The organism is Blastococcus aurantiacus, assembly GCF_900102425.1.
Classification (GTDB): domain Bacteria; phylum Actinomycetota; class Actinomycetes; order Mycobacteriales; family Geodermatophilaceae; genus Blastococcus; species Blastococcus aurantiacus.
The window spans coordinates 161,397-182,377 of the sequence record NZ_FNBT01000003.1 but is presented as its reverse complement, the minus strand read 5'-3'; the positions used below and the strand labels follow the sequence as shown (position 1 = coordinate 182,377).

Genomic DNA, 20,981 nt, shown 5'->3' with positions numbered 1-20,981 from the left:
TTGACCGGCCTCGTCCTCCCCACCGCCGCCCAGGCCACGGAGGAGACGGCCGAGGAGTACGGCGGGGTGCGGAACATCCTGCCGCCGGGCCAGTCCGGTGGGATGACGCTCCCCGGAGCGGTCGGCTCGGTGCTCGGCGACCCGCTGGGACGCCAGGCAGTCGACGGCCGGAACGCGCCGGTCAACTTCTCCGACCAGCTGGAGATGTACGACGCGCTCAACGCCGCCGACCTCGGCTCGCTCACCGAGGAGTCGCTGGGCGAGTACTACAAGGACGCCCCGCTCACGCTCTCCGATGCCGACGCGGTCCGCATCGACCGCCCCCGGGACGGCGTGGTGATCCGAAGGGACTCGTTCGGCGTCCCCTACATCGAGGCCGAGACCCGGGAGCTGGCCGCCTGGGCGTCGGGCTACGTGGGCGTGCAGGACCGCATGTTCCTCATGGACGTCCTCCGCCACGTCGGGGCGGCCCGTGCCTCGGAGTTCCTCGGCCCGAGTGCCGCGAACATCGCCATGGACCAGGAGCAGCTCCGCACCGCCTTCTACACCGAGGAGGAGGCGCAGGCGCAGGTCGAGGACGTCGCCGCACGCTTCGGCGACGAGGGCCAGGCGCTGCTGCGCGCCACCGACGCCTACGTCGAAGGCATCAACGCCGGGCAGCAGGCGCTGTGCCCCGGTCTGGTGGTGGGCGCCGACTGCCCGGTCGAGTACGTCGCGCTGCAGAAGGTGCCGGAGCCGTGGGACCGCGCGGACGTCGTCTACATCGCCTCGCTCGTCGGTGGCATCTTCGGCAAGGGCGGCGGCGCCGAGTACGCCAACGCGCGGTGGCTCCAGCAGCTCGAGCAGCGCTTCGGCCCGGAGGAGGGGCGCCGCGTCTTCGACGACCTGCGCTCGGCCGACGACCCGCAGGCGCCGACGACGTCGTCCGTGCCGACCCCGAACGGTGGCGGCACCCCGGTGGACCCGTCCCTGCCCGGTGTCGCCCTGCCCGACCTCGACGGCCCGACGGCGCCCGGCTCGGGCTCCGCGGTCGGGGGAGCGCTCCCGGACCCGCTCGCCGGCCTGCCGGCCGCTCCGCCGCAGGAGGTCACCGGGCCGTTCGGCACGCTGGACCTCGGCTCGATGGCCGACGGCCTGAGCAATGCCGCCCTGGTCTCGGGCGAGCACACCGAGGACGGGCACCCGCGTGCCGTCTTCGGCCCCCAGACCAGCTACTACGCACCCCAGCTGCTCACGGAGCAGGCCGTCGTCGCGCCGGGCATCCAGGCGCGGGGTGTCTCCTTCGCCGGCACCAACTTCGTGGTGCAGCTCGGCCGCGGCGTCGACCACGCCTGGTCGGCCACCAGCGCGAACAGCGACAACGTGGACACGGTCGTGGTGCGGCTCTGCGAGCCCGGTGGCGGACCCGCCACCGTGGAGTCCACCGGCTACCTCGACGGCGACCGGTGCGTCGCGATGGACAGCCGGGTCCACGAGCAGCTGGCGCTCCCCACGCTGGGCGGGGCCGGTGCGCCGCAGCTGCTGCGCTTCCTCGTCCTGCGCACCGAGCAGGGCATCGTCCATCTCCGGACGACGGTGGACGGCGAGCCGGTCGGCATCGTCCTGCAGCGCAGCACCTACCACCGGGAGCTCGACTCGGTGGTGGGCTTCGAGCGGTTCGGCGACCCGGACTCCGTGCACGACGCGGCCAGCTTCCAGGAGGCAGCGTCCGCCATCGACTACACGTTCAACTGGTTCTACGCCGACGACCGCGACATCGCCTTCTACTCCTCCGGGCTGCTGCCGGAGCGCGCCGAGGGCACCGACCCGCACCTGCCGCGCTGGGCCGACGAGCAGTTCGGCTGGCAGGGCTGGCTCGCGCCGGAGGACCACCCGCAGCAGGTGAACCCGCCCTCGGGCTACCTCGTCTCGTGGAACAACAAGCCCGCACCGGGCTGGGCGGCCGCCGACGACGTGTGGGGCTGGGGCCCGGTACAGCGGAGCCTGGCGCTGTCCGACCGGCTCGACGCCCTCGTCGCGGACGGCGGCGTGCGGACGACGGACCTGGTGGCGCTCGTGCAGGACGCGGCGACCGTCGACGTCCGTGCCGACTACACCCTGCCCGCGCTGCTCGACGCGATCGGCGACGATCCGCAGCTGGCCGTGGCGACCGCGCTGCTGCGCGACTGGCAGACCCGCGGCGCACACCGGATCGACGCCGACCGCGACGGCGCCTACGATGGCCGCCATCGCGCTGTTCGACGCCTGGTGGGAGGCCACCGGCGAGGACGGCACCGCGGGATCGGTGGCGCACGACGTGCTGCGCGGCACGCTCGGCGACCTCGTCACGGAGCTGCCGCAGCGCCTGGACGACCACCCCCGGCAGGGTCTGGGCTCGGCCTGGAACAACGTCGCCTGGTACGGCTACGTCGCCCGCGATCTGGCCGGCTCCGACGACCACTGGTCGCGTTCGTACTGCGGCGGCGGCGACGACGCGCGGTGCACCGGGGAGCTGCGGGCGTCCCTGCGGGCGGCCGTCGACCGCGTGCTGGCCGAGCAGGGCGTCGCATCGGTGGCGGAGCTGGCCTACGACAAGCACATCGACGACATCCGGGCCACGGCCACGGGCGTGATCGGCGTCCGCGACATCGACTGGCAGAACCGGCCGACGTTCCAGCAGGTGGTGAGCTTCACCGGGCACCGCGACCGCTGATCCACCCGCGGCCGACGCGCCCGACGGCTCGGTGGGATGATCGAGGTCATGCAGCCGACCCGCCCCGGACGCCCCGACCCTCGCGCGCAGGCCCAGATGGCCGCCACCATGGCCGGCGCCGTCGACCTGGCCGCGGTCAAGGCGCGCTCCGAGGCCGCCGCGCGCGCCCAGGCTGCTCCGCCGCCGAGCGCCGCGGCTCCGGCCGGGGCGCCGGGCAGCGCCGTCGTCGACGTCACCGAGGCGACGTTCCAGGCCGAGGTGCTCGACCGCTCCTTCCAGGTGCCGGTCGTGCTCGACCTGTGGGCCGAGTGGTGCGGCCCCTGCAAGCAGCTGTCGCCGGTCCTGGAGCAGCTGGCTGCGGAGGGCGGCGGCTCCTGGGTGCTGGCCAAGGTCGACGTCGACGCCAACCCGGCCCTCGCGCAGGGCCTGCGGGTGCAGGGCATCCCGGCGGTCAAGGCCGTGTGGCAGGGCCAGCTGATCGCCGAGTTCAACGGCGCCATCCCGGAGGAGCAGGCCCGGCAGTTCGTCGCCGAGCTGGTCCGCGCCACCACCGGCGGAGCGGTGCCGGGCGACGGCGAGGCCGCACCGGAGCTGGAGGACCCGCGGCTGGACGCCGCCGAGGCCGCGCTCGAGCGCGGTGACCTCGCGGCCGCCGAGGCCGCCTACCAGGCGATCCTGGCCGAGGAGCCCGACCACCCCGACGCCGGGATCGCGCTGCGGCAGGTGCAGGTGTTCCGCCGGGCCGAGGAGGCCGGGCCCGACGCGCTGGCCCGTGCCGACGCGGCGCCCGACGACGTGACCGCGCAGACCCGCGCCGCGGACTTCCTCCTCGGCACCGGCGACGTCGAGGGCGCCTTCGAGCGGCTGCTCGCCGTCATCCGCCGGACGGCCGGGGAGGAGCGCGACCAGGCCCGCAAGCACCTCGTGGAGCTCTTCACGGTCGTGGGCGACCAGGACCCCCGCGTCGGCCCCGCCCGCCGGGCGCTGACGATGGCCCTGTACTGAGCGCCCTGCGCTAGACGTCCAGGCCGCAGGCGTCGAGCCCCTCGACGAAACCGTTGCGGAACAGGTCGACGAGCTGGAAGCCGGTGAGGTCGGCGTCGGGGACCACCGACGGCTCGTTGCCGAAGGCGAGCAGGAACTGCACGCCCTCGTCCACGTCACCCGGGGAGATGCTGATCTCGCCCCCGACCTGGCCGGCGTAGAACTGTGCGGCGTACCAGCCGCTGAGGCAGACCGCCGACCGAACGGCGTCCTCGTCGTCGGTCGACAGGCCCAGCTGGTCGCGCACGGCCAGCCCGTACGGCAGCGCGACCGCGGTGGCGACGGCGAAGTCGCCCAGGTCCTCGTACGCCGGCGCCGCCAGGTCGCGCTGGTCGAAGCCCACCAGGTTCTCGTCGGCGCAGTAGACGAGGTCGAGGTCGCCGTCCGGCGCGCAGCCGGGCGCGTCCCCGTCGAACGCCTCGATGGAGGGCGGGTCGAACCGCTCTTCGAACACGTCGTCGAAGGCCTGCCCCCAGGCGGTGGGCAGTGAGTCGCCGATGATCTGGAGCAGCTCGTCCGGTGCCGCGTTCCCGCCGCTGGCGACCTCCCGGTCCGTGGTGAAGGGCTGCTGCGTGAAGCGCCGGTCGGGACCGAAGTTGTCCCGGCAGGCCTCGGCGCCGTCGTCGAAACCCTCCTGGAAGGCGGCGACCCGGTCGAAGTACGAGCCGTGCGCCTGCTGCTCGCGCGGGCTGGTGCCCACCGGGTCGCGGAGCTGCAGGTAGCCGCGCAGCAGCTCGTCCAGCTCCGGGGTCCGCAGGATCGAGTGCTCCGCCTCGCCCTCGGCCACCCACCGGGTCCAGGTGCCGGCGAAGCAGTCGGCCTGCGTCTCGACGGCGATCGAGGCCGACGGCGCGCCCACCCGGGCCTGCACCGCGTGGCCGAACTCGTGCGCCATCACCAGTGCCGGGATGAACCGGCCGAACTCCTCACCGAGGTCGGTCAGGAACGAGCGGTCGTAGCTGATCGAGTCGGAGTTGGGGGCGTCGGGCGCCGTGCAGTAGAAGGCGTTGCTCTCGACGTCGGAGGCAGCGGCGCCGCACCCGATGCCGCGGGGGTAGGCGGCGGGGTCGGCGTTCCCCGGATCGACGCTGAAGTAGCCGCCCTGCAGCGGCTGGAACTCCGTCCCGAAGACGTCGGGGAACTGCCCGGCCCAGAACGTCTCGAGGTCGGCGAGCGCGTTGCGCGCCAGGACGTCCACCTGGTCGTCGGTCGCGCCGACGACCTCGACGTCCCCGGTGGCGACGTCCGTGGCCGGTGGCCGCGCCGGGCTGGCCAGGCCGGTGACCACGACCGAGCAGCCGGTGAGCACGAGCAGGCAGAGCGCGGCGGCGGTGAGCGTCGCCCACCGCCGCCCTCGCATGCTGATCTCCCCCACGAGGCAGCCGTTACCCGTACTTCCGCCGGTCAGGCCTCGTGCAGCAACCAGACGGTCCCGAGCGGGGGAGCCGCGATCGTCGCCGAGTACGGCTGGCCGTGCCAGGGCTCCGCGACGGCCTCGACGCCGCCGAGGTTGCCCACGCCCGAGCCGCCGTAGCCCTCGGCGTCGGTGTTGAGCACCTCGCGCCAGAACCCGGGGCGGGGCAGCCCTATCCGGTACTCGTGGTGCGGGGCGCCGGCGAAGTTGACGACGCAGGCCAGCGCGGAGCGGCTCGCGTCACTGGCGTCGTCGGCGTCCTCGCCCTCGACCCCTTCAGGAGCGGTGGACTTGCCGTAGCGCAGGAAGGACAGCGTGTTGCCGGCGGCGTCGTTGGCGTCGATCCACTGGAAGCCCGACGGGTCGACGTCGTGGGCGTAGAGGGCGTCCAGCTCGCGGTAGCGGCCGTTGAGGTCGGTGACCAGCTGGAGCACCCCGCGGTGCGCGGGGTCGTCGAGGTGCCACCAGTCCAGCGAGCGGCTCTCGGCCCACTCGGAGTCCTGGGCGAACTCCGAGCCCATGAACAGCAGCTGCTTGCCGGGGTGCGCCCACATGTAGGCCAGGTAGGCGCGCAGGTTCGCCAGCTGCTGCCAGCGATCGCCGGGCATCTTCCGGAGCAGCGAGCCCTTGCCGTAGACGACCTCGTCGTGGCTGATCGGCAGCACGTAGTTCTCGGAGTAGGCGTAGTGCATCGAGAACGTCAGCTGACCGTGGTGGAAGCTGCGGTACACCGGCTCCCGCTCGACGTAGCCGAGCGAGTCGTGCATCCAGCCCATGTTCCACTTGAAGCCGAAGCCCAGGCCGCCCAGGTGGGTGGGCCGGGTGACGCCCGGCCACGCGGTCGACTCCTCGGCGATCGTCATGACCCCGGGGACCTCCCGGTAGACCGTGGCGTTGAATTCCTGCAGGAACGCCACGGCCTCGAGGTTCTCCCGGCCGCCGTACTTGTTGGGCAGCCACTCGGTGCGCGAGTAGTCCAGGTAGAGCATCGAGGCGACCGCGTCGACCCGGATGCCGTCGATGTGGAACTCCTTGCACCAGAACAGCGCGTTGGCGACCAGGAAGTTGCGGACCTCGGAGCGGCCGAAGTCGAAGACGAGCGTGCCCCAGTCCAGCTGCTCGCCGCGGCGGGGGTCGCCGTGCTCGTACAGCGGCGTGCCGTCGAACCGGGCCAGGGCCCACTCGTCCTTGGGGAAGTGGGCGGGCACCCAGTCGACGATGACGCCGATGCCGGCCTGGTGGGCCCGGTCGACGAGGTAGCGGAAGTCGTCGGGGCTGCCGAAGCGCGACGTCGGCGCGTAGTACGAGGTGACCTGGTAGCCCCACGAGCCGCCGAAGGGGTGCTCGGCCACCGGCATGCACTCGATGTGGGTGAAGCCGGCGGCGGCGACGTAGTCGACCAGCTCGTCGGCCATCTCGCGGTAGGAGAGCCCCTGCCGCCACGAACCCAGGTGCACCTCGTAGGCGCTGACCGGGCGCTCGTGCCAGTTGCCGGACGCGCGGTCGGCCAGCCAGGCATCATCGGCCCACTCGTGGGTGGACTCGGTGACGACCGAGGCGTTGAGCGGCGGCACCTCGGTGGCGAAGGCCAGCGGGTCGGACTTCTCCCGCCACACGCCGTCGGCACCCAGCACGTGGTAGCGGTAGCGGCTGCCCACGGGGACGCCGGGCACGAAGATCTCCCAGACGCCCGAGGAGCCCAGGGAGCGCATCGGGTAGGCCCGCGCCTCCCAGTAGTCGAAGTCGCCGGTGACCTTGACGCCCTGCGCGCCGGGCGCCCAGACGGCGAAGGAGACGCCGTCGACGGTGCCGCGGGGGGTGTCGTAGTGCCGGACGTGCGCGCCGAGGACCTCCCACAGGCGCTCGTGCCGGCCCTCGCGGATGAGGTGCTCGTCGAGCGGGCCGAGGGTCGGCAGCCACCGGTAGGGGTCGTCGACGGTGTACCGGGTCGTGCCGCCCTGGCCGTCGGGGTACTCCACCTCGATGCGGTAGTCGCCGGGCTGCTGGGGGAGCGGCGCCTCGTAGATGCCCCCCGGGTGCACCTGGCGGGCGTCGTGGCGGCTGCCGTCCTCGTCCAGCACGGCGACCGAGACGGCGTCGGGGCGCAGGGTGCGCACCACCCAGCCGCCGCCGGCCTCGTGCGCGCCGAGGACGCGGTGCGGGTCGGGGGACCAGCCGTCGACGATCGCGCGCAGGTCGCCCTCGCCCACCTCGACCAGGCTGGACTGCCCGCCCGCGGTCGCCGGACCGCCGGCCGGTGCGCCCTCGGCGGCGGGAGCGGGCGGCGTCGCCGGCTCCGCAGGTGCAGCCACCCCGGTCTGCGCACCGTCCGCGGGGGCCTGCGGGGTCATCGGCTCCGCCGGGTCGGGGTCCGGCGGCTCGGGCGGCGCCGCCGGAGCGCCGGACGGGTCGCCCGGCTCGGCGATCGGCGCCGGGGCCACGACCGGCGGCACGGTCGTGGGTCCGCCTTCGGGTGCACTGGAGGCGGTGCTCGGCTGCTCGTCGGTGGTCTCCACGCCCTCCGGCGCGACGTTGCCCGTGGCCCGCTTCGCGGCGGGGGCACGCTTGGGAGCGGCCTTCTTCGCCGGAGCCGCCTTCTTGGCGGCGGCCTTCTTCGCGGGCGCGGCCTTCTTCGCCGCCGCCTTCGTGGTGCCCGCGCGGGTCGCCTTCTTCGCCGGGGCGTTGATCACCGGCTCCGTGCCGGCGGCCGCTTCGGCGGCGGCCACCCGCTCCTCGACGGCGCGCTGCAGGTCGTCCTTGTCGGCCACCGGGTCCTTCCGGTCATCGCTGCTCATCGTCGTGTTCCTCCGGTGCCGTGTGCTGAAGCAGTTGTGGCCCCTCTGCAGGGTCCCGGTGCGAGCTCGCGAGCGCTGGGGGGCAGAGGGGTCCTTTCTCAGTCGCGGCTGGTGAGCCGGGACAGCGAGTCGAGCGGGATCATCAGCCAGTGCGGTCGGTTGCGTGCCTCGTAGACGCACTCGTAAACCGCCTTGTCGGCCTCGAACGCCCGAAGGAGTGGTGAGCCGCCGCACGGGTCCAGGCCGCTGGCCTCGGAGTAACCGGTGCAGAACGCGGCCCGGTTGCGCTCGGCCCACTCCTGCGCGCGGTAGGCCCGCTGGGTGTCCTCGGGCTGCTCGACGAGCATGTGTCGCGCCGCGTAGTCGAAGCTGCGCAGCATCCCCGCGACGTCGCGCATGGGGCTGTCCAGTTCGCGGCGCGAGGCCAGCGGGCGGGCCGGCTCGCCCTCGAAGTCGAGCACGATCCACCCGGTCGCCGTCCGCAGGACCTGACCGAGGTGCAGGTCGCCGTGCACCCGCTGGCGCACCGTGGGCTCGGTGCTCTCGGCGACCGTGGCGTAGATCCGGCGCAGGCCCTCGGCGTGCTCGGCGAGCTGCGGCACCACCTCGATGGCGGCGTCGAGGCGCTCGCCCATCTGCCGGGCCATGGTGGCGTACCAGTCGCGGTCGGCCGGCTCCGTGGGCAGCACGGCGGCCATGTCCTTGTGCACCGACGCCGTGGCCGCACCGAGCCGCTCGCTGTCGGCGGCGAAGTCGCCGCCCACCTCGTCGGCGTGCAGGTCGCCCTCGGCGTACAGGTCCCGGACGCTCGCCGTCGCCAGGCGCCAGCCGTCGCTGGCGTTGGGGACGAAGGTCTGCAGCATCGCGACCGTGGCCGGCTCGTTCGACGGGTCCCCGTCATCACTGAGCCAGTCGATCTCGATGTGGCCCAGCAGCGGCGCGATGTGCGGGTTCTCCGCGCGGCGCAGCGCGTCGTGGATCTCCACGTCCGGGTTGAGCCCGGGCTCCAGCCGGCGGAAGAGCTTGAAGATCGCCTCCGAGCCGTAGACCAGCGAGGTGTTGCTCTGCTCGGTCGAGACGATGTCGCCGGGCATGCCCTCGGGGATGTACGCGACGCCCGCGGGGTGGAAGTGCATGGGGCCGACGGTCGAGGCGTTCACCAGGTGGATCAGCCAAGGGGTGGTCGCGTCGCGGTCGCGCATGGCGTCGTAGGCGTGCGACTCCTGCCCGCCGTCGCCGGTGACCGTGCCGATGAACGCCGAGTCCAACTCGTCCAGCTGGTGCTCGCGCCAGGAGATCGGCACGAGGTAGGTGTCCCCGCCGCCGTCGGTGTAGGTCACCCGCACCCGGTGCACGGACAGGACGGGCTCGCTGCGGTCGAGGAAGAAGCCGTCCTCGGTGACGTCGGCCCATTCGCGGCCCTTGCTCCCGAACCACCGCTGCGTGGGCATCCACTCGCGGAGCAGACCGGCCAGTGCGCTCATCGGGATCCTCCGGAGGAGTCGTCGGGTGCCGGGAGGTTGTCGCCGGGCGTCTCCTCCGCGGCGCTGACCACCCCGGAGGCGAGCAGGGAGTCGGCGACCGAGCTGCTGCCGGTGCTCTCCCAGTCCTCGTGCTCGTCGGGAGCCGGCTCGGCGGACCTCGACAGCTCGAACCAGTAGAAGCCGTGCCCGGCGAGGGTGAGCATGTAGGGGAGGACGCCGATCTGCGGGAACTCGACCCGGCCGGTCAGCTCGACGGGCGTGTAGCCCTCGAACTGCCGCAGGTCCAGCTCCACCGGCTGCGGGAACCGGGACAGGTTGTTGACGCACAGCACGATGTCGTCGCCGAAGCGGCGCACGAACGACAGCACCGTCGGGTTGCGCGAACCGATCTCCTCGAACGTGCCCAGGCCGAAGGTCGGGTGCTGGCCGCGGACCTGGATCATCCGGCGGACCCACTGGAGGAGCGAGTTCGTGTTGCGCAACTGGGACTCGACGTTGGTGACCTGGTAGCCGTAGACCGGGTCGGCGTTGAGCGGCAGGTACATGCGCTGCGGGTCGGCGGTGGAGAACCCGCCGTTGCGGTCCGGCGTCCACTGCATCGGGGTGCGGACGCCGTCGCGGTCACCGAGCCAGATGTTGTCGCCCATGCCGATCTCGTCCCCGTAGTAGAGGACCGGCGACCCCGGCAGGGAGAGCAGCAGCGCGTTGAACAGCTCGAGGGTGTTGACGTCGTTGTCCAGCAGCGGCGCCAGACGGCGGCGGATGCCGATGTTGGCCTTCATGCGGGGGTCCTTGGCGTACTCGCCCCACATGTAGTCGCGTTCCTCGTCGGTGACCATCTCGAGGGTCAGCTCGTCGTGGTTGCGGAGGAAGACGCCCCACTGGCAGTTGTCGGGGATGTCCGGCGTCTGCGCCATGATCTCCGAGATCGGGAACCGCTGCTCCCGCCGCACGGCCATGAACAGGCGCGGCATCACCGGGAAGTGGAAGGCCATCTGGCACTCGTCGCCGTCCTCGCCGAAGTACTCGACGACGTCGGCCGGCCACTGGTTGGCCTCGCAGAGCAGCACGGTGTCCGGGTAGTTGGCGTCGACGACCTTGCGCACCTCCTTGAGGAACTCGTGGGTGCGCGGCAGGTTCTCGCAGTTGGTGCCCTCCTCCTCGAAGAGGTAGGGCACGGCGTCGAGCCGGAAGCCGTCGATGCCCAGGTCCAGCCAGAAGCGCAGGGCGTCGATGATCGCCTCGCGCACCTTCGGGTTCTCGAAGTTGAGATCGGGCTGGTGGGAGAAGAAGCGGTGCCAGAAGTACTGGCGGCGGACCGGGTCGAAGGTCCAGTTCGAGCTCTCGGTGTCGACGAAGATGATCCGCGCGTCGGCGTACCCGGAGTCGTCGTCGGCCCAGACGTAGAAGTCGCCGTAGGGACCCTCGGGGTCGCTGCGGCTGGCCTGGAACCACGGGTGCTGGTCCGAGGTGTGGTTCATGACGAAGTCGATGATCACGCGCATGCCGCGGGAGTGGGCGGCGTCGAGGAACTCCTTGAAGTCCTCGATGTCGCCGAACTCCGGCAGGACGGCGGTGTAATCGCTGACGTCGTACCCGCCGTCCCGCAGCGGTGAGGCGAAGAACGGCGGCAGCCACAGGCAGTCGACGCCGAGCCACTGCAGGTAGTCCAGCTTGTCGATCATGCCGCGGATGTCGCCCACGCCGTCGGAGTTGCTGTCGGCGAAGCCGCGGACGAGCACCTCGTAGAAGACAGCGCGCTTGTACCACTCGGGGTCGGTGCCCGGCGGGGGGAGGGCGGAGTGCGCGGGGGCGGACTCGGGAACGGGAACGGTCATCGCTGCGGGAGCCCTCGGGGAGTAGCGGATAGGAGTGGCGGTGGCGGCCCCGTGCAGGAGCTCGTCGCGAGCGTGCGAGCGGCGGGGGGCACGGGGTCCTTCTTCAGGAGACCGGGGGCGGGAACTGCACGGGGCGCGGGAAGGTGACCCCGAAGACGTGCGCGGGCTCGCGGAAGGGATCGAGCTCGAGGTAGTTGAACTGCCCCCAGTCGTAGGAGGCGCCGGTGAGCTCGTCGGTGACCGAGAAGCGCTCGTGCCAGTCCAGGCCGAGGGCCTGCATGTCCAGCGCCGTCGTCCCGATGTGGGTGTCGCGGCTGGACAGGTTGACCACGACGAGGACGGCGTCGGCCGAGTCCGGGTCGGTCTTGGAGAAGCAGAGCAGGTTCGGGTTGTCGACGGGGTGGAAGTGCAGCGTGCGCAGCTGCTGCAGCGCGGGGTGCGCGCGCCGGATCTCGTTGAGGCGCCGCAGGTAGGGGGCGAGGCTGCGACCGGCCGCTTCGGCGCCGGCCCAGTCGCGCGGGCGGAGCGAGTACTTCTCGCTGTCCAGGTACTCCTCGCTGCCCGGCTTCACCGCGACGTGCTCGAACAGCTCGAAGCCGGAGTAGACGCCCCAGGTGGGGCTCATCATCGCGGCGAGCACGGCCCGGATCTTGAACATCGGCGGGCCACCGAACTGCAGGGACTCGTGGAGGATGTCCGGGGTGTTCACGAAGAAGTTGGGCCGCATGTAGTGCGCGGTCGCGGCGAGCTCGCGCCCGTACTCCTCGATCTCGTCGCGCTCGGTGCGCCAGGTGAAGTACGTGTAGGACTGCGTGAACCCGATCCGCGCCAGCTGGTGCATCATCGCCGGCCGGGTGAACGCCTCGGCCAGGAAGAGCACGTCAGGGTCGGTCCGCTTGACCTCCCAGATCAGCCAGTGCCAGAAGTTCAGCGGCTTGGTGTGCGGGTTGTCGACCCGGAAGATGCGGACCCCGGCGTCCATCCAGTGCCGGACGACCCGCAGGACCTCCGCGTAGATGCCCTCGGGGTCGTTGTCGAAGTTGACCGGGTAGATGTCCTGGTACTTCTTCGGCGGGTTCTCGGCGTAGGCGATGGTGCCGTCGGGCTTCGTGGTGAACCACTCCGGGTGCTCCTGCACCCACGGGTGGTCGGGTGCGGCCTGCAGGGCGAGGTCGAGGGCGACCTCCATGCCCAGCTCCCGCGTGCGCGCCACGAAAGCCTTGAAGTCGTCGAGGGTGCCCAGCTGCGGGTGCACCGCGTCGTGGCCGCCCTCGGCGCTGCCGATGGCCCACGGCGACCCGACGTCGTCCGGCCCGATCTCGTGCGGGTTGCCGCCCGGGAACTGGGCGGTGTTCGGCCCCTTGCGGTTGACCGAGCCGATCGGGTGGATCGGCGGCAGGTAGACCACGTCGAAGCCCATGTCGGCGATCGCCGGCAGCCGGTCGCCGGCGGTGGTGAAGGTGCCGTGCGTGGGGACGCCGCCGACGACGGGGCCCTCGGAGCGCGGGAAGAACTCGTACCAGGAGCCGTAGAGGGCCCGCGGCCGGTCGACGAACACCTCGAACGGCTCGGTGCGGGTGACCAGTTCGCGGACCGGGTGCTCGTGGAGGTACTGCTGCAGCCCCGAGGCGAGGGCCGGGGCGACCCGGACGGTCAGCTCCTGGGACTCGTCGCGCAGCGCGGCGGCCGCGGCGGTGACCCGGTCCCGCCAGTCGGCGCCGGCCTCCGCCGCGACCCGGTCGAGCAGACGCGCGCCCTCCTCGAGGTCGTTGGCCAGCTCGTCGGGACCCTGGCCGGCCTCGATCTTCACCTCGACGGCGTGCCGCCACGTGGACAGCGGGTCGCTCCACGCCTCGACGCGGAAGGTCCAGGGCCCCTCGCGGTCGGGGACCACCGTGGCGATCCAGCGGTCGGGCTCCGGCGGGAGCTTCGCCATCCGCACGAACGGCGCGCCGGCGTCGTCGGCGCCGGGCGCGGTCCAGACGACGTTCGCGGCGACGGCGTCGTGGCCCTCGCGGAAGACGGTGGCGGTGATCGGCAGGTGCTCGCCGACGACCGCACGGGCCGAGAAGGTCCCGCAGGAGACGACGGGGGCGACATCGGTGATGCCGAGGCGGAGGTCAGCGCGGCCATTCATTGCCGCAACGCTATCGAGGTCCCGGGGTGCGGGCACCTCGGCGGGCACCCGTCCGGGTGGGCACGTGCGTGGGACGGGTGGGGCGGAGGTGGCCAGAGAACTCCCGCGCACCCCTGGCGCTGACGCCCTGGCTGGCTAGTCTCGGGCCGTGCGAGCCCTCCGTCGTTTCACAGTCCGTGCCGCCCTCCCGGAGCCGCTGCTCCCGCTCTCCCAGCTGGTGATGAACCTCCGCTGGTCGTGGCACCCCGAGACCAGGGACCTCTTCGAGACCCTGGACCCCGGCCTCTGGCAGCGCTGCGGCGGCGACCCCGTCAAGGCCCTGGGCGAGGTGTCGGCCGAGCGGCTGGCCGCACTGGCCAAGGACCGTCGGTTCGTGCGCCGCCTGCAGGACGCCGTCGACGACCTGGAGGAGTACCTCTCCACGCCGCGCTGGTACCAGTCGCTGGGCGCCGAGGCCCCGGCGAGCATCGCCTACTTCTCCGCCGAGTTCGGCATCACCGAGGTGCTGCCCCAGTACTCCGGCGGCCTGGGCATCCTCGCCGGTGACCACCTGAAGGCCGCCTCGGACCTCGGGGTGCCGCTGATCGGGGTCGGGCTGCTCTACCGCGCCGGCTACTTCGAGCAGGGACTGTCCGCCGACGGCTGGCAGCTCGAGCACTACCCCTCGCTGGACCCGCACGGCCTGCCGGTGAAGCTGCTGCGCGGGCCCGACGGCACCGCCGTCGTCATCAACGTGCCGCTGCCCGAGGGTCGCACCCTCTACGCGCACGTCTGGCGGGCGCAGGTCGGCCGCGTCACCCTCCTGCTGCTCGACAGCGACATCGAGGAGAACGCGCCGGCCGAGCGGGGCGTCACCGACCGCCTGTACGGCGGCGACGAGGACCACCGCCTGCGCCAGGAGATGCTGCTCGGCATCGGCGGGGTGCGGGCGCTGCGCGCCTACTGCGCGCGCACCGGCGTCCCGGCTCCCGAGGTGTTCCACGCCAACGAGGGCCACGCCGGCTTCCTGGGGCTCGAGCGCATCCGCGAGCTGATGGAGTCGCACGGCCTGGCGTTCGCCGAGGCGCTGCAGGCGGTCCGCGCGGCCACGGTGTTCACCACGCACACGCCCGTGCCGGCCGGGATCGACCGCTTTCCGAAGGCGCTCATCGAGCGGTACTTCGCCGGCTTCGGCGTCCCGCTGCACGACCTGCTCGCGCTGGGCGCCGAGGAGGACCCGGCGAAGTACAACATGGCCCACATGGGCCTGCGGCTGGGCCAGCGCGCCAACGGCGTGAGCGAGCTGCACGGCCACGTGAGCCGGGGCATGTTCAACAACCTGTGGCCAGGCTTCGACGAGGGCGACGTCCCGATCGGGTCGATCACCAACGGCGTGCACGCCCCGACCTGGACCGCGCGCGAGCTGGTCGACATGGGCACCCAGACGTCCAGCCAGGGGGACCCGCTCCAGGTCGAGGGTCCCGTGCACTTCGACGGCGTCGACACCATCGCGGCCGGCGATCTGTGGGCGATCCGGCGCACGCTGCGCGGTCGGCTGGTCGAGGAGGTGCGCCGTCGCATCCGCGAGACCGCGCTCTCCCGCGGCGCGACCGAGGCCGAGGTCGGCTGGACCGACACCGCCTTCGACCCCGACGTCCTCACCATCGGCTTCGCCCGCCGCGTGCCCAGCTACAAGCGCCTGACGCTGATGCTGCGCGACCCGGCCAAGCTCAAGGCGATGCTCCTGGACCCGGAGCGGCCGCTGCAGCTGGTCATCGCGGGCAAGAGCCACCCCGCCGACGACGGCGGCAAGAAGCTCATCCAGCAGATGGTGGCCTTCGCCGACGACCCGGAGATCCGGCACCGCATCGCGTTCCTGCCGGGGTACGACATCGGCATGGCCCGGTACCTCTACTGGGGCTGCGACGTCTGGCTGAACAACCCGCTGCGGCCGCTGGAGGCGTGCGGCACGTCGGGGATGAAGTCGGCCCTCAACGGTGGGCTGAACCTCTCGATCCGAGACGGCTGGTGGGACGAGTGGTTCGACGGCCAGAACGGCTGGGCGATCCCCACGGCCGACGGCGTCGCCGACGCCGACCGACGCGACGAGGTGGAGGCACGGGCGATCTACGACCTGCTGTCCACCCAGGTGCTGCCCCGGTTCTACGAGCGCGACGCCGAGGGCGTGCCGGCCCGGTGGGTGGAGATGGTGCGGCACACGCTGCGCGAGACCGGTCCCAAGGTGATGGCCACGCGCATGGTGCGCGACTACGTGCAGGCGCTCTACGTGCCGGCGGCGCAGTCGGCCCGCGTCATGTCGGCCGACGGCTACGCCCCGGCGCGCTCGGAGTCCACGTGGCGGGCGCACCTGCTGCACAACTGGTCGACCGTCCGCGTGGCCCACGTGGAGGCCACCGGCGCCGGTGACACCCCGGAGATCGGCTCGACCCTCGCGCTGCGCGCGGAGGTGGAGCTGCCGGGGCTGGAGCCGGGCGACGTGCAGGTGCAGGCGGCCTACGGCCGGGTGGACGACGCCGACGGTCTGCACGAGGTGACCACGGTGCCGATGGAGCACGACCAGACCGAGGGCTCGCGGCACTGGTTCACGGCCACCGTCCCGCTCGAGCGCACGGGCGCCTTCGGCTACACCGTGCGCGTCCTGCCGTTCTCCGAGCACCTGGCCGACCCCGCCGAGCTCGGTGTGGTCACGACGGCCTGAGGAAGGACCCCGTCCTCCCCACCGTTCGCGAGCTCAGGGCGGGACCCGGGACGGGGCCGCCGGTCACCCGTCGCGACGCTCTCGTCACGCTCGCCCCACCTGTGGGGTGTGACGTGGGGCGATCACGGCGTGGCGGGGGCGGCCGGGCGCCGAACCCGGTTGTGCATCACTAGGCTTGCCGCCATGCCCGACCGCTGTGAAGTCCTGCCCGGAGACGCCGTCGTCGCCCGCCGCGACGGTGGCCTGCTGTGGGTGGACGCTCCCGGTTCCCCTGCACTCGTCTCGGCCCTGCACGCCTGCCTCGGGGTCTCCGGCCCCGGCGCGGAGCACGTGCTGACGGCCATCGCCGCACAGGCGGGCTCGCTCGCCTCCGGCAGCGCGTCCTTCGCCGTCGTGGTGACCGACGCCGCTGCCGGTACCGGCGTCGCCCTGTGGTCCGGCAAGGGGCAGCCCACCGTGGACGGGGTGCCGGTCTCGGGCTCCTCGGTCTCCGGCGCCACCCTCGGGTCGTTCTCGCTGGGCCGCACGCTCTACGTCGGCCCGGGCTCCGCCGGGCCGCAGGCCGCGCCGGGGGTCTCCTTCGACCTGGTCGAGGGCACGGTGCCCGGTGCCGGTGCGACGCTGCACACGGCTGCTCCGGCCGCGTCGTTCTCGGCGGCCCCGGCGCAGGCCGCGCCGTCGTCGTTCACCGCGTCCTCGGACTCGGGCTTCGGGTCCGGCGCGAGTGCCGGGTCCAGCCGGGTCAGCGCTCCGGCCGAGTCGGGGGAGCAGACCGCGTTCTGGCGGCCGGACTCCGACGCCGCCTCCGCTTCCGCTTCCGCTGACGCCCCGCCGGTGCTGCGGTTCGACGACGGGCTGGTCGTCCCCGTGGACGGCGACCTGGTGCTCGGCCGCCGTCCCGACAACCACGAGATGGTCACCACCGGCACCGCCCGGCCGGTGCCGATCGCGGATACCCAGAACGTGCTCTCCTCCGCCCACGCCGCCCTGACGCGCTCGGGCGACGAGGTGTCGCTGGTCGACCTCGGCTCGCTCAACGGCACCCACGTCGCCGGCCCCGAGGCCACGGAGTGGACGCAGCTGGAGCCGGGCATCGCCCACCCGCTCTCCGACGGCGACCGCCTCCTGCTCGGCTGGACCGTCATCACCTTCGAGCAGCCGGAGTAGCGCCGCGCCCAGCGTTGAACCCCAGAGGCCCAGAACCCACTCGGTTCTGGGCCTCTGGCGTTCACCGGTGCTGCAGGATCGGCCCATGCACCTCGCGGAGGACCCCGCCCACGAACTCGCGCTGAGTTCCGCCGGGTACCTGCCTGTGACCGCCCGCCGGCTGGCGCAGAAGGTGCTGCTGGTCTTGCTGTCGGGACGCATGTGGGTCGGGGACGTCGACGGGTCCCGCCGCGACATCACCGGGCCGACGTGGGTGACCTGGTACCCCGGTGAGGCGATGAAGTACGGCGCGCACGGGACGACGGTGCACTGGGTGGTCGCGTCGCCCGTCGGGCCCGTTCCGCCGGGCCTCCCGCGGCCGGGCTCGCTCGTTCGGCTGCGCGGCAACGAGGGGCGCGGAGTCGTGGACGCGCTCCTCGTGCTGTACCTGGACGAATCAACTGACGGGTCCGGGCTGTGGTCGGCGGTCGTGGAGGTCCCCGGCGAGGGCCACGGGCACTACGCGCTCGGCGACGTCCTCGAGGTCGTGGAGGAGTCCGACGAGGACCTGCACCTCTGGAGCTTCCGGCCGGACCTGGGCAACCCCGTCCGCCTGTCCGGCGCCTGACCCGACGGACCGGTGAACCCGGGTGGCCCACGAACACCCCGGTCCTGGGCCGCTGCGGTCCAACGGTGTCCCAGGGAGGCTGGTCAGGGGCGGCGAAGCACCTTGAGCACCCACACGCAGCGGCCGGGCAGCTCCACCGGGCCCGGGGCGACGATCGCCGTCCCCGGGGGCGCGCCGGTGGCGTACTCCGTGGAGACGACGAGCTCGTAGCCGTCGGCCCAGGGCGCGTCGGGTAGCTGCACGGTCACCGGCTCGGGGCCGGCGTGCAGCCAGACGAGGTAGCAGTCGTCGACCACCGGCCGGCCGAGGGCGTCGCGGTGCCGGATGCCGCGCCCGTCCAGGTACATGCCGACCGTCTGCAGGCCGGTGTCGAACCAGTCGGCGGTGGTGAGCTGCCCACCGCCGGGGGCGAACCACGCCAGGTCGCGGGTACCCCCGGTGCCGGGCAGCTCGTGGCCCTCGAAGAACGCCTCCTGCCGCAGCACGGGCGCCGAGCGGCGCAGCGCCAGGACGTGGGCGACGAACGCGCGCAGGTCCTCGTCGACCTGCGTCCAGTCCAGCCAGGACAGCTCGTTGTCCTGGCAGTAGGCGTTGTTGTTGCCGCGCTGGGTGCGGCCGAGCTCGTCGCCGGCGGTGAGCATCGGCACCCCGGTGGACAGCAGCAGGGTGGCCAGCAGGTTGCGCACCTGGCGGGCGCGGAGGGCGGTGATCTCCGGGTCGTCGGTGGGCCCCTCCACGCCGGAGTTCCAGTTCCGGTTGTGGTTCTCGCCGTCCCGGTTGTCCTCGCCGTTGGCCTCGTTGCGCTTGTGCTCGTAGGCGACGAGGTCGGCCATGGTGAACCCGTCGTGCGCGGTGACGAAGTTGATGCTGGCGAAGGGGCGGCGGCCGTCGGAGCGGTAGAGGTCCGAGGAGCCGGTGAGCCGGTAGGCCAGGTCGCGGACGCCGACGTGCGCGCCGGACCACACGTCGCGCACCGTGTCGCGGTACTTGCCGTTCCACTCCGTCCACGGCGGCGGGAAGTTGCCCACCTGGTAGCCGCCGGGCCCGACGTCCCACGGCTCCGCGATCAGCTTGACCCGGCTCACGACCGGGTCCTGGTGGACGACGTCGAAGAAGGCGGACAACCGGTCGACGTCGTGCATCGAGCGGGCCAGCGCCGAGGCCAGGTCGAAGCGGAAGCCGTCCACGTGCATCTCGGTGACCCAGTAGCGCAGCGAGTCCATGAGCAGCGCCAGCACGGTGGGCCGCCGCACGTCCAGGGTGTTCCCGCAGCCGGTGTAGTCGGTGTAGCGGGCGGGGTTCTGCGGGTCGAGGCGGTAGTACCCGCCGTTGTCGATGCCCTTGAACGACAGCGTGGGGCCGGTCTGGTCTCCCTCGGCGGTGTGGTTGTAGACCACGTCGAGGATGACCTCGATGCCGGCGGCGTGCAGCGCCTTGACCATCGTCTTGAACTCGGTGACCTGTCCGCCGCCGCTTCCCGATGCGCTGTAGGCGGCGTGCGGGGCGAAGAAGCCCAGGGTGTTGTAGCCCCAGTAGTTGGTCAGCCCGCGGCGCAGCAGGTGCGGCTCGCTGACGAAGTGGTGCACCGGCAGCAGCTCGACCGCGGTCACCCCCAGCGACCGCAGGTGCTCGATGAAGGCCGGGTGGGCCAGGCCCGCGTAGGTGCCGCGCAACTGCGCCGGGACGTCGGGGTGCCGCATCGTGGCGCCCTTGACGTGCACCTCGTAGATGACGGTGTCCGACCACGAGGTGCGCGGGGCCCGGTCGCCGTCCCACGGGAAGGTGTCGTGGACGACGACGCCCCGGGGCACGTGCGGCGCGGAGTCCCGCTCGTCGGGCACCGAGCCGTCGACGGCGTCGGCAGGGTGCCCGAACAGGGAGGGGTGCAGCTGCAGGCCGCCGTCCACCGCGCGGGCGTAGGGGTCGAGCAGCAGCTTGGCCGGGTTGTACCGGTGACCGGTGGGCGGGTCGTAGGAGCCGTGGACCCGGTAGCCGTAGCGCTGGCCGGGGCCGATGCCGGTGACCCGGCCGTGCCAGACCTGGTGGGTGCTCTCCGTCAGCGGGTGCCGGTGCTCGGCGCCGTCCGGGTCGAACAGGCACAGGTCGACCGCGTGCGCGCCCGCCGACCACAGGGCGAAGTTCGTGCCCGTGCCGTCCCAGTGCGCGCCGAGCGGGGTGGGCGAGCCGGGCAGGACCTCGACGGCCGGGGATGCGGTCACGGGGCGATCGTGCCAAGTCCCGGGGTGGACGTCGTGCAGGGAGCGCGCGCGAGGTGGGGTTGGATGGGTCCGTGTCGAGCTCAGCCCCCTCGGACGGGGCCGTCGTACGGATGACCGGGGTCGACGTCGTGCGCGGGGAGAACCACCTGCTGCGCGGCGTCGACTGGCGTGTGGAGGCCGACCACCGCTGGGTGGTGCTGGGGCCCAACGGCGCGGGGAAGACGACGCTGATGCAGCTGGCCGGGGCGCTGCTGCACCCCAGCCGCGGGGAGGTGCGGCTGCTGGGGGAGACCCTCGGGGCTGTCGACGTCTTCGAGCTCCGCCCCCGCATCGGGCTGACCAGCGCGGCGCTGTCCCAGCGGATCGGGCCGGCGGAGAAGACCGGCGACGTGGTCGTCTCGGCGGGGTACGCCGTGGTCGGCCGGTGGCGGGAGCGCTACGACGTCCACGACCTGACCCGCGCCGGGATGCTCATGGAGCAGTGGGGCGTCGCCCAGTTCGCGCACCGGCCGTTCGGGACGCTGAGCGAGGGGGAACGCAAGCGGGCCCAGATCGCCCGCGCGCTCATGCCCGACCCCGAGCTGCTACTGCTGGACGAGCCTGGTGCCGGCCTGGACCTGGGCGGTCGCGAGGACCTCGTCGCCCGGCTGTCGGACCTGGCCCGCTACCACTACGCGCCGGCGCAGGTCCTGGTCACCCACCACGTCGAGGAGATCCCGCCGGGCTACACCCACGCCCTGCTGCTCCGGGGTGGTGAGGTCGTCGCCGCGGGCGCCGCCGACGACGTCCTCACCGCGGAGAAGCTGTCGGACACCTTCGGGCTGCCGCTGGATCTCACGCGGACCGACGGCCGCTTCACCGCCCGCCGCGCTCGTTAAGGTGCCGT

General features: G+C 72.8%; 12 protein-coding genes and 1 pseudogene. 7 read left to right on the top strand and 6 right to left on the bottom strand.

Annotated features, from left to right (window positions below):
* Window positions 1-102: 102 nt before the first annotated feature.
* The 3 genes and pseudogenes from BLS70_RS21615 to BLS70_RS07465 all read left to right on the top strand — a co-directional run.
* Window positions 103-2,118, top strand: a pseudogene (locus BLS70_RS21615) (penicillin acylase family protein); the annotation flags it as partial.
* A gap of 100 nt (window positions 2,119-2,218) precedes the next feature.
* Window positions 2,219-2,692: a hypothetical protein gene (locus BLS70_RS20725; RefSeq protein ID WP_091765322.1), complete on the top strand. Its 474-nt coding sequence runs from the start codon at window positions 2,219-2,221 to the stop codon at window positions 2,690-2,692.
* Window positions 2,693-2,740: 48 nt separating this feature from the next.
* The gene (locus BLS70_RS07465) at window positions 2,741-3,697 is read left to right on the top strand and encodes a tetratricopeptide repeat protein (RefSeq protein WP_091765952.1); all 957 of its coding nucleotides are present in this window, start codon (window positions 2,741-2,743) and stop codon (window positions 3,695-3,697) included.
* Between the two features lie 10 nt (window positions 3,698-3,707).
* On the opposite strand, the gene BLS70_RS07460 is transcribed toward BLS70_RS07465, so the two are convergent.
* The 5 genes from BLS70_RS07460 to BLS70_RS07435 all read right to left on the bottom strand — a co-directional run bounded on the left by BLS70_RS07460 (window position 3,708) and on the right by BLS70_RS07435 (window position 13,404).
* On the bottom strand, window positions 3,708-5,096 hold the full coding sequence (locus tag BLS70_RS07460) for a neutral zinc metallopeptidase (protein WP_369406222.1): 1,389 nt from the start codon (window positions 5,094-5,096) through the stop codon (window positions 3,708-3,710).
* Between the two features lie 44 nt (window positions 5,097-5,140).
* Entirely contained in the window at window positions 5,141-7,945 is a 2,805-nt protein-coding gene (gene glgB / locus BLS70_RS07455) for a 1,4-alpha-glucan branching protein GlgB (protein WP_176946328.1), read from the bottom strand.
* A gap of 98 nt (window positions 7,946-8,043) precedes the next feature.
* Window positions 8,044-9,429, bottom strand: a complete 1,386-nt coding sequence (locus BLS70_RS07445) for a maltokinase N-terminal cap-like domain-containing protein (RefSeq protein WP_091765312.1) — start codon at window positions 9,427-9,429, stop codon at window positions 8,044-8,046.
* Window positions 9,426-11,267, bottom strand: coding sequence for a maltose alpha-D-glucosyltransferase (gene treS, locus BLS70_RS07440; protein WP_091765310.1), 1,842 nt, complete (start codon window positions 11,265-11,267; stop codon window positions 9,426-9,428). The genes BLS70_RS07445 and treS overlap by 4 nt, the downstream gene beginning before the upstream one ends.
* 103 nt (window positions 11,268-11,370) lie before the next feature.
* On the bottom strand, window positions 11,371-13,404 hold the full coding sequence (locus BLS70_RS07435; RefSeq protein WP_091765307.1) for an alpha-1,4-glucan--maltose-1-phosphate maltosyltransferase: 2,034 nt from the start codon (window positions 13,402-13,404) through the stop codon (window positions 11,371-11,373).
* 148 nt (window positions 13,405-13,552) lie between these two features.
* On the opposite strand from BLS70_RS07435, the gene glgP reads away from it, so the two are divergent.
* The 3 genes from glgP to BLS70_RS07420 all read left to right on the top strand — a co-directional run bounded on the left by glgP (window position 13,553) and on the right by BLS70_RS07420 (window position 17,876).
* Window positions 13,553-16,102, top strand: a complete 2,550-nt coding sequence (gene glgP, locus BLS70_RS07430) for an alpha-glucan family phosphorylase (RefSeq protein ID WP_091765304.1) — start codon at window positions 13,553-13,555, stop codon at window positions 16,100-16,102.
* A gap of 183 nt (window positions 16,103-16,285) precedes the next feature.
* Window positions 16,286-17,269, top strand: a complete 984-nt coding sequence (locus BLS70_RS07425; RefSeq protein ID WP_091765302.1) for an FHA domain-containing protein — start codon at window positions 16,286-16,288, stop codon at window positions 17,267-17,269.
* An 85-nt stretch (window positions 17,270-17,354) separates the two neighbouring features.
* Window positions 17,355-17,876, top strand: a complete 522-nt coding sequence (locus tag BLS70_RS07420) for a hypothetical protein (RefSeq protein WP_091765299.1) — start codon at window positions 17,355-17,357, stop codon at window positions 17,874-17,876.
* 83 nt (window positions 17,877-17,959) lie between these two features.
* Here BLS70_RS07420 and glgX read toward each other — a convergent pair whose 3' ends face one another.
* Entirely contained in the window at window positions 17,960-20,095 is a 2,136-nt protein-coding gene (gene glgX, locus BLS70_RS07415) for a glycogen debranching protein GlgX (RefSeq protein WP_091765297.1), read from the bottom strand.
* Window positions 20,096-20,166: 71 nt separating this feature from the next.
* On the opposite strand from glgX, the gene BLS70_RS07410 reads away from it, so the two are divergent.
* Window positions 20,167-20,973 carry an ABC transporter ATP-binding protein gene (locus BLS70_RS07410; protein WP_255362298.1) on the top strand — a complete coding sequence of 269 codons (807 nt, stop codon included), beginning with the start codon at window positions 20,167-20,169 and terminating at the stop codon, window positions 20,971-20,973.
* The last annotated feature ends 8 nt before the right edge of the window (window positions 20,974-20,981 follow it).

Excerpts from the sequence above, each read along its gene's own strand:
- BLS70_RS07465 (WP_091765952.1), top strand. The coding sequence starts at position 2,741 with ATGCAGCCGACCCGCCCCGGACGCCCCGACCCTCGCGCGCAGGCCCAG.
- BLS70_RS07445 (WP_091765312.1), bottom strand. The coding sequence starts at position 9,429 with ATGAGCGCACTGGCCGGTCTGCTCCGCGAGTGGATGCCCACGCAGCGG.
- glgB (WP_176946328.1), bottom strand. The coding sequence starts at position 7,945 with ATGAGCAGCGATGACCGGAAGGACCCGGTGGCCGACAAGGACGACCTG.
- BLS70_RS07420 (WP_091765299.1), top strand. The coding sequence starts at position 17,355 with ATGCACCTCGCGGAGGACCCCGCCCACGAACTCGCGCTGAGTTCCGCC.
- BLS70_RS07460 (WP_369406222.1), bottom strand. The coding sequence starts at position 5,096 with ATGCGAGGGCGGCGGTGGGCGACGCTCACCGCCGCCGCGCTCTGCCTG.
- treS (WP_091765310.1), bottom strand. The coding sequence starts at position 11,267 with ATGACCGTTCCCGTTCCCGAGTCCGCCCCCGCGCACTCCGCCCTCCCC.
- BLS70_RS20725 (WP_091765322.1), top strand. The coding sequence starts at position 2,219 with ATGGCCGCCATCGCGCTGTTCGACGCCTGGTGGGAGGCCACCGGCGAG.
- BLS70_RS07435 (WP_091765307.1), bottom strand. The coding sequence starts at position 13,404 with ATGAATGGCCGCGCTGACCTCCGCCTCGGCATCACCGATGTCGCCCCC.
- BLS70_RS07425 (WP_091765302.1), top strand. The coding sequence starts at position 16,286 with ATGCCCGACCGCTGTGAAGTCCTGCCCGGAGACGCCGTCGTCGCCCGC.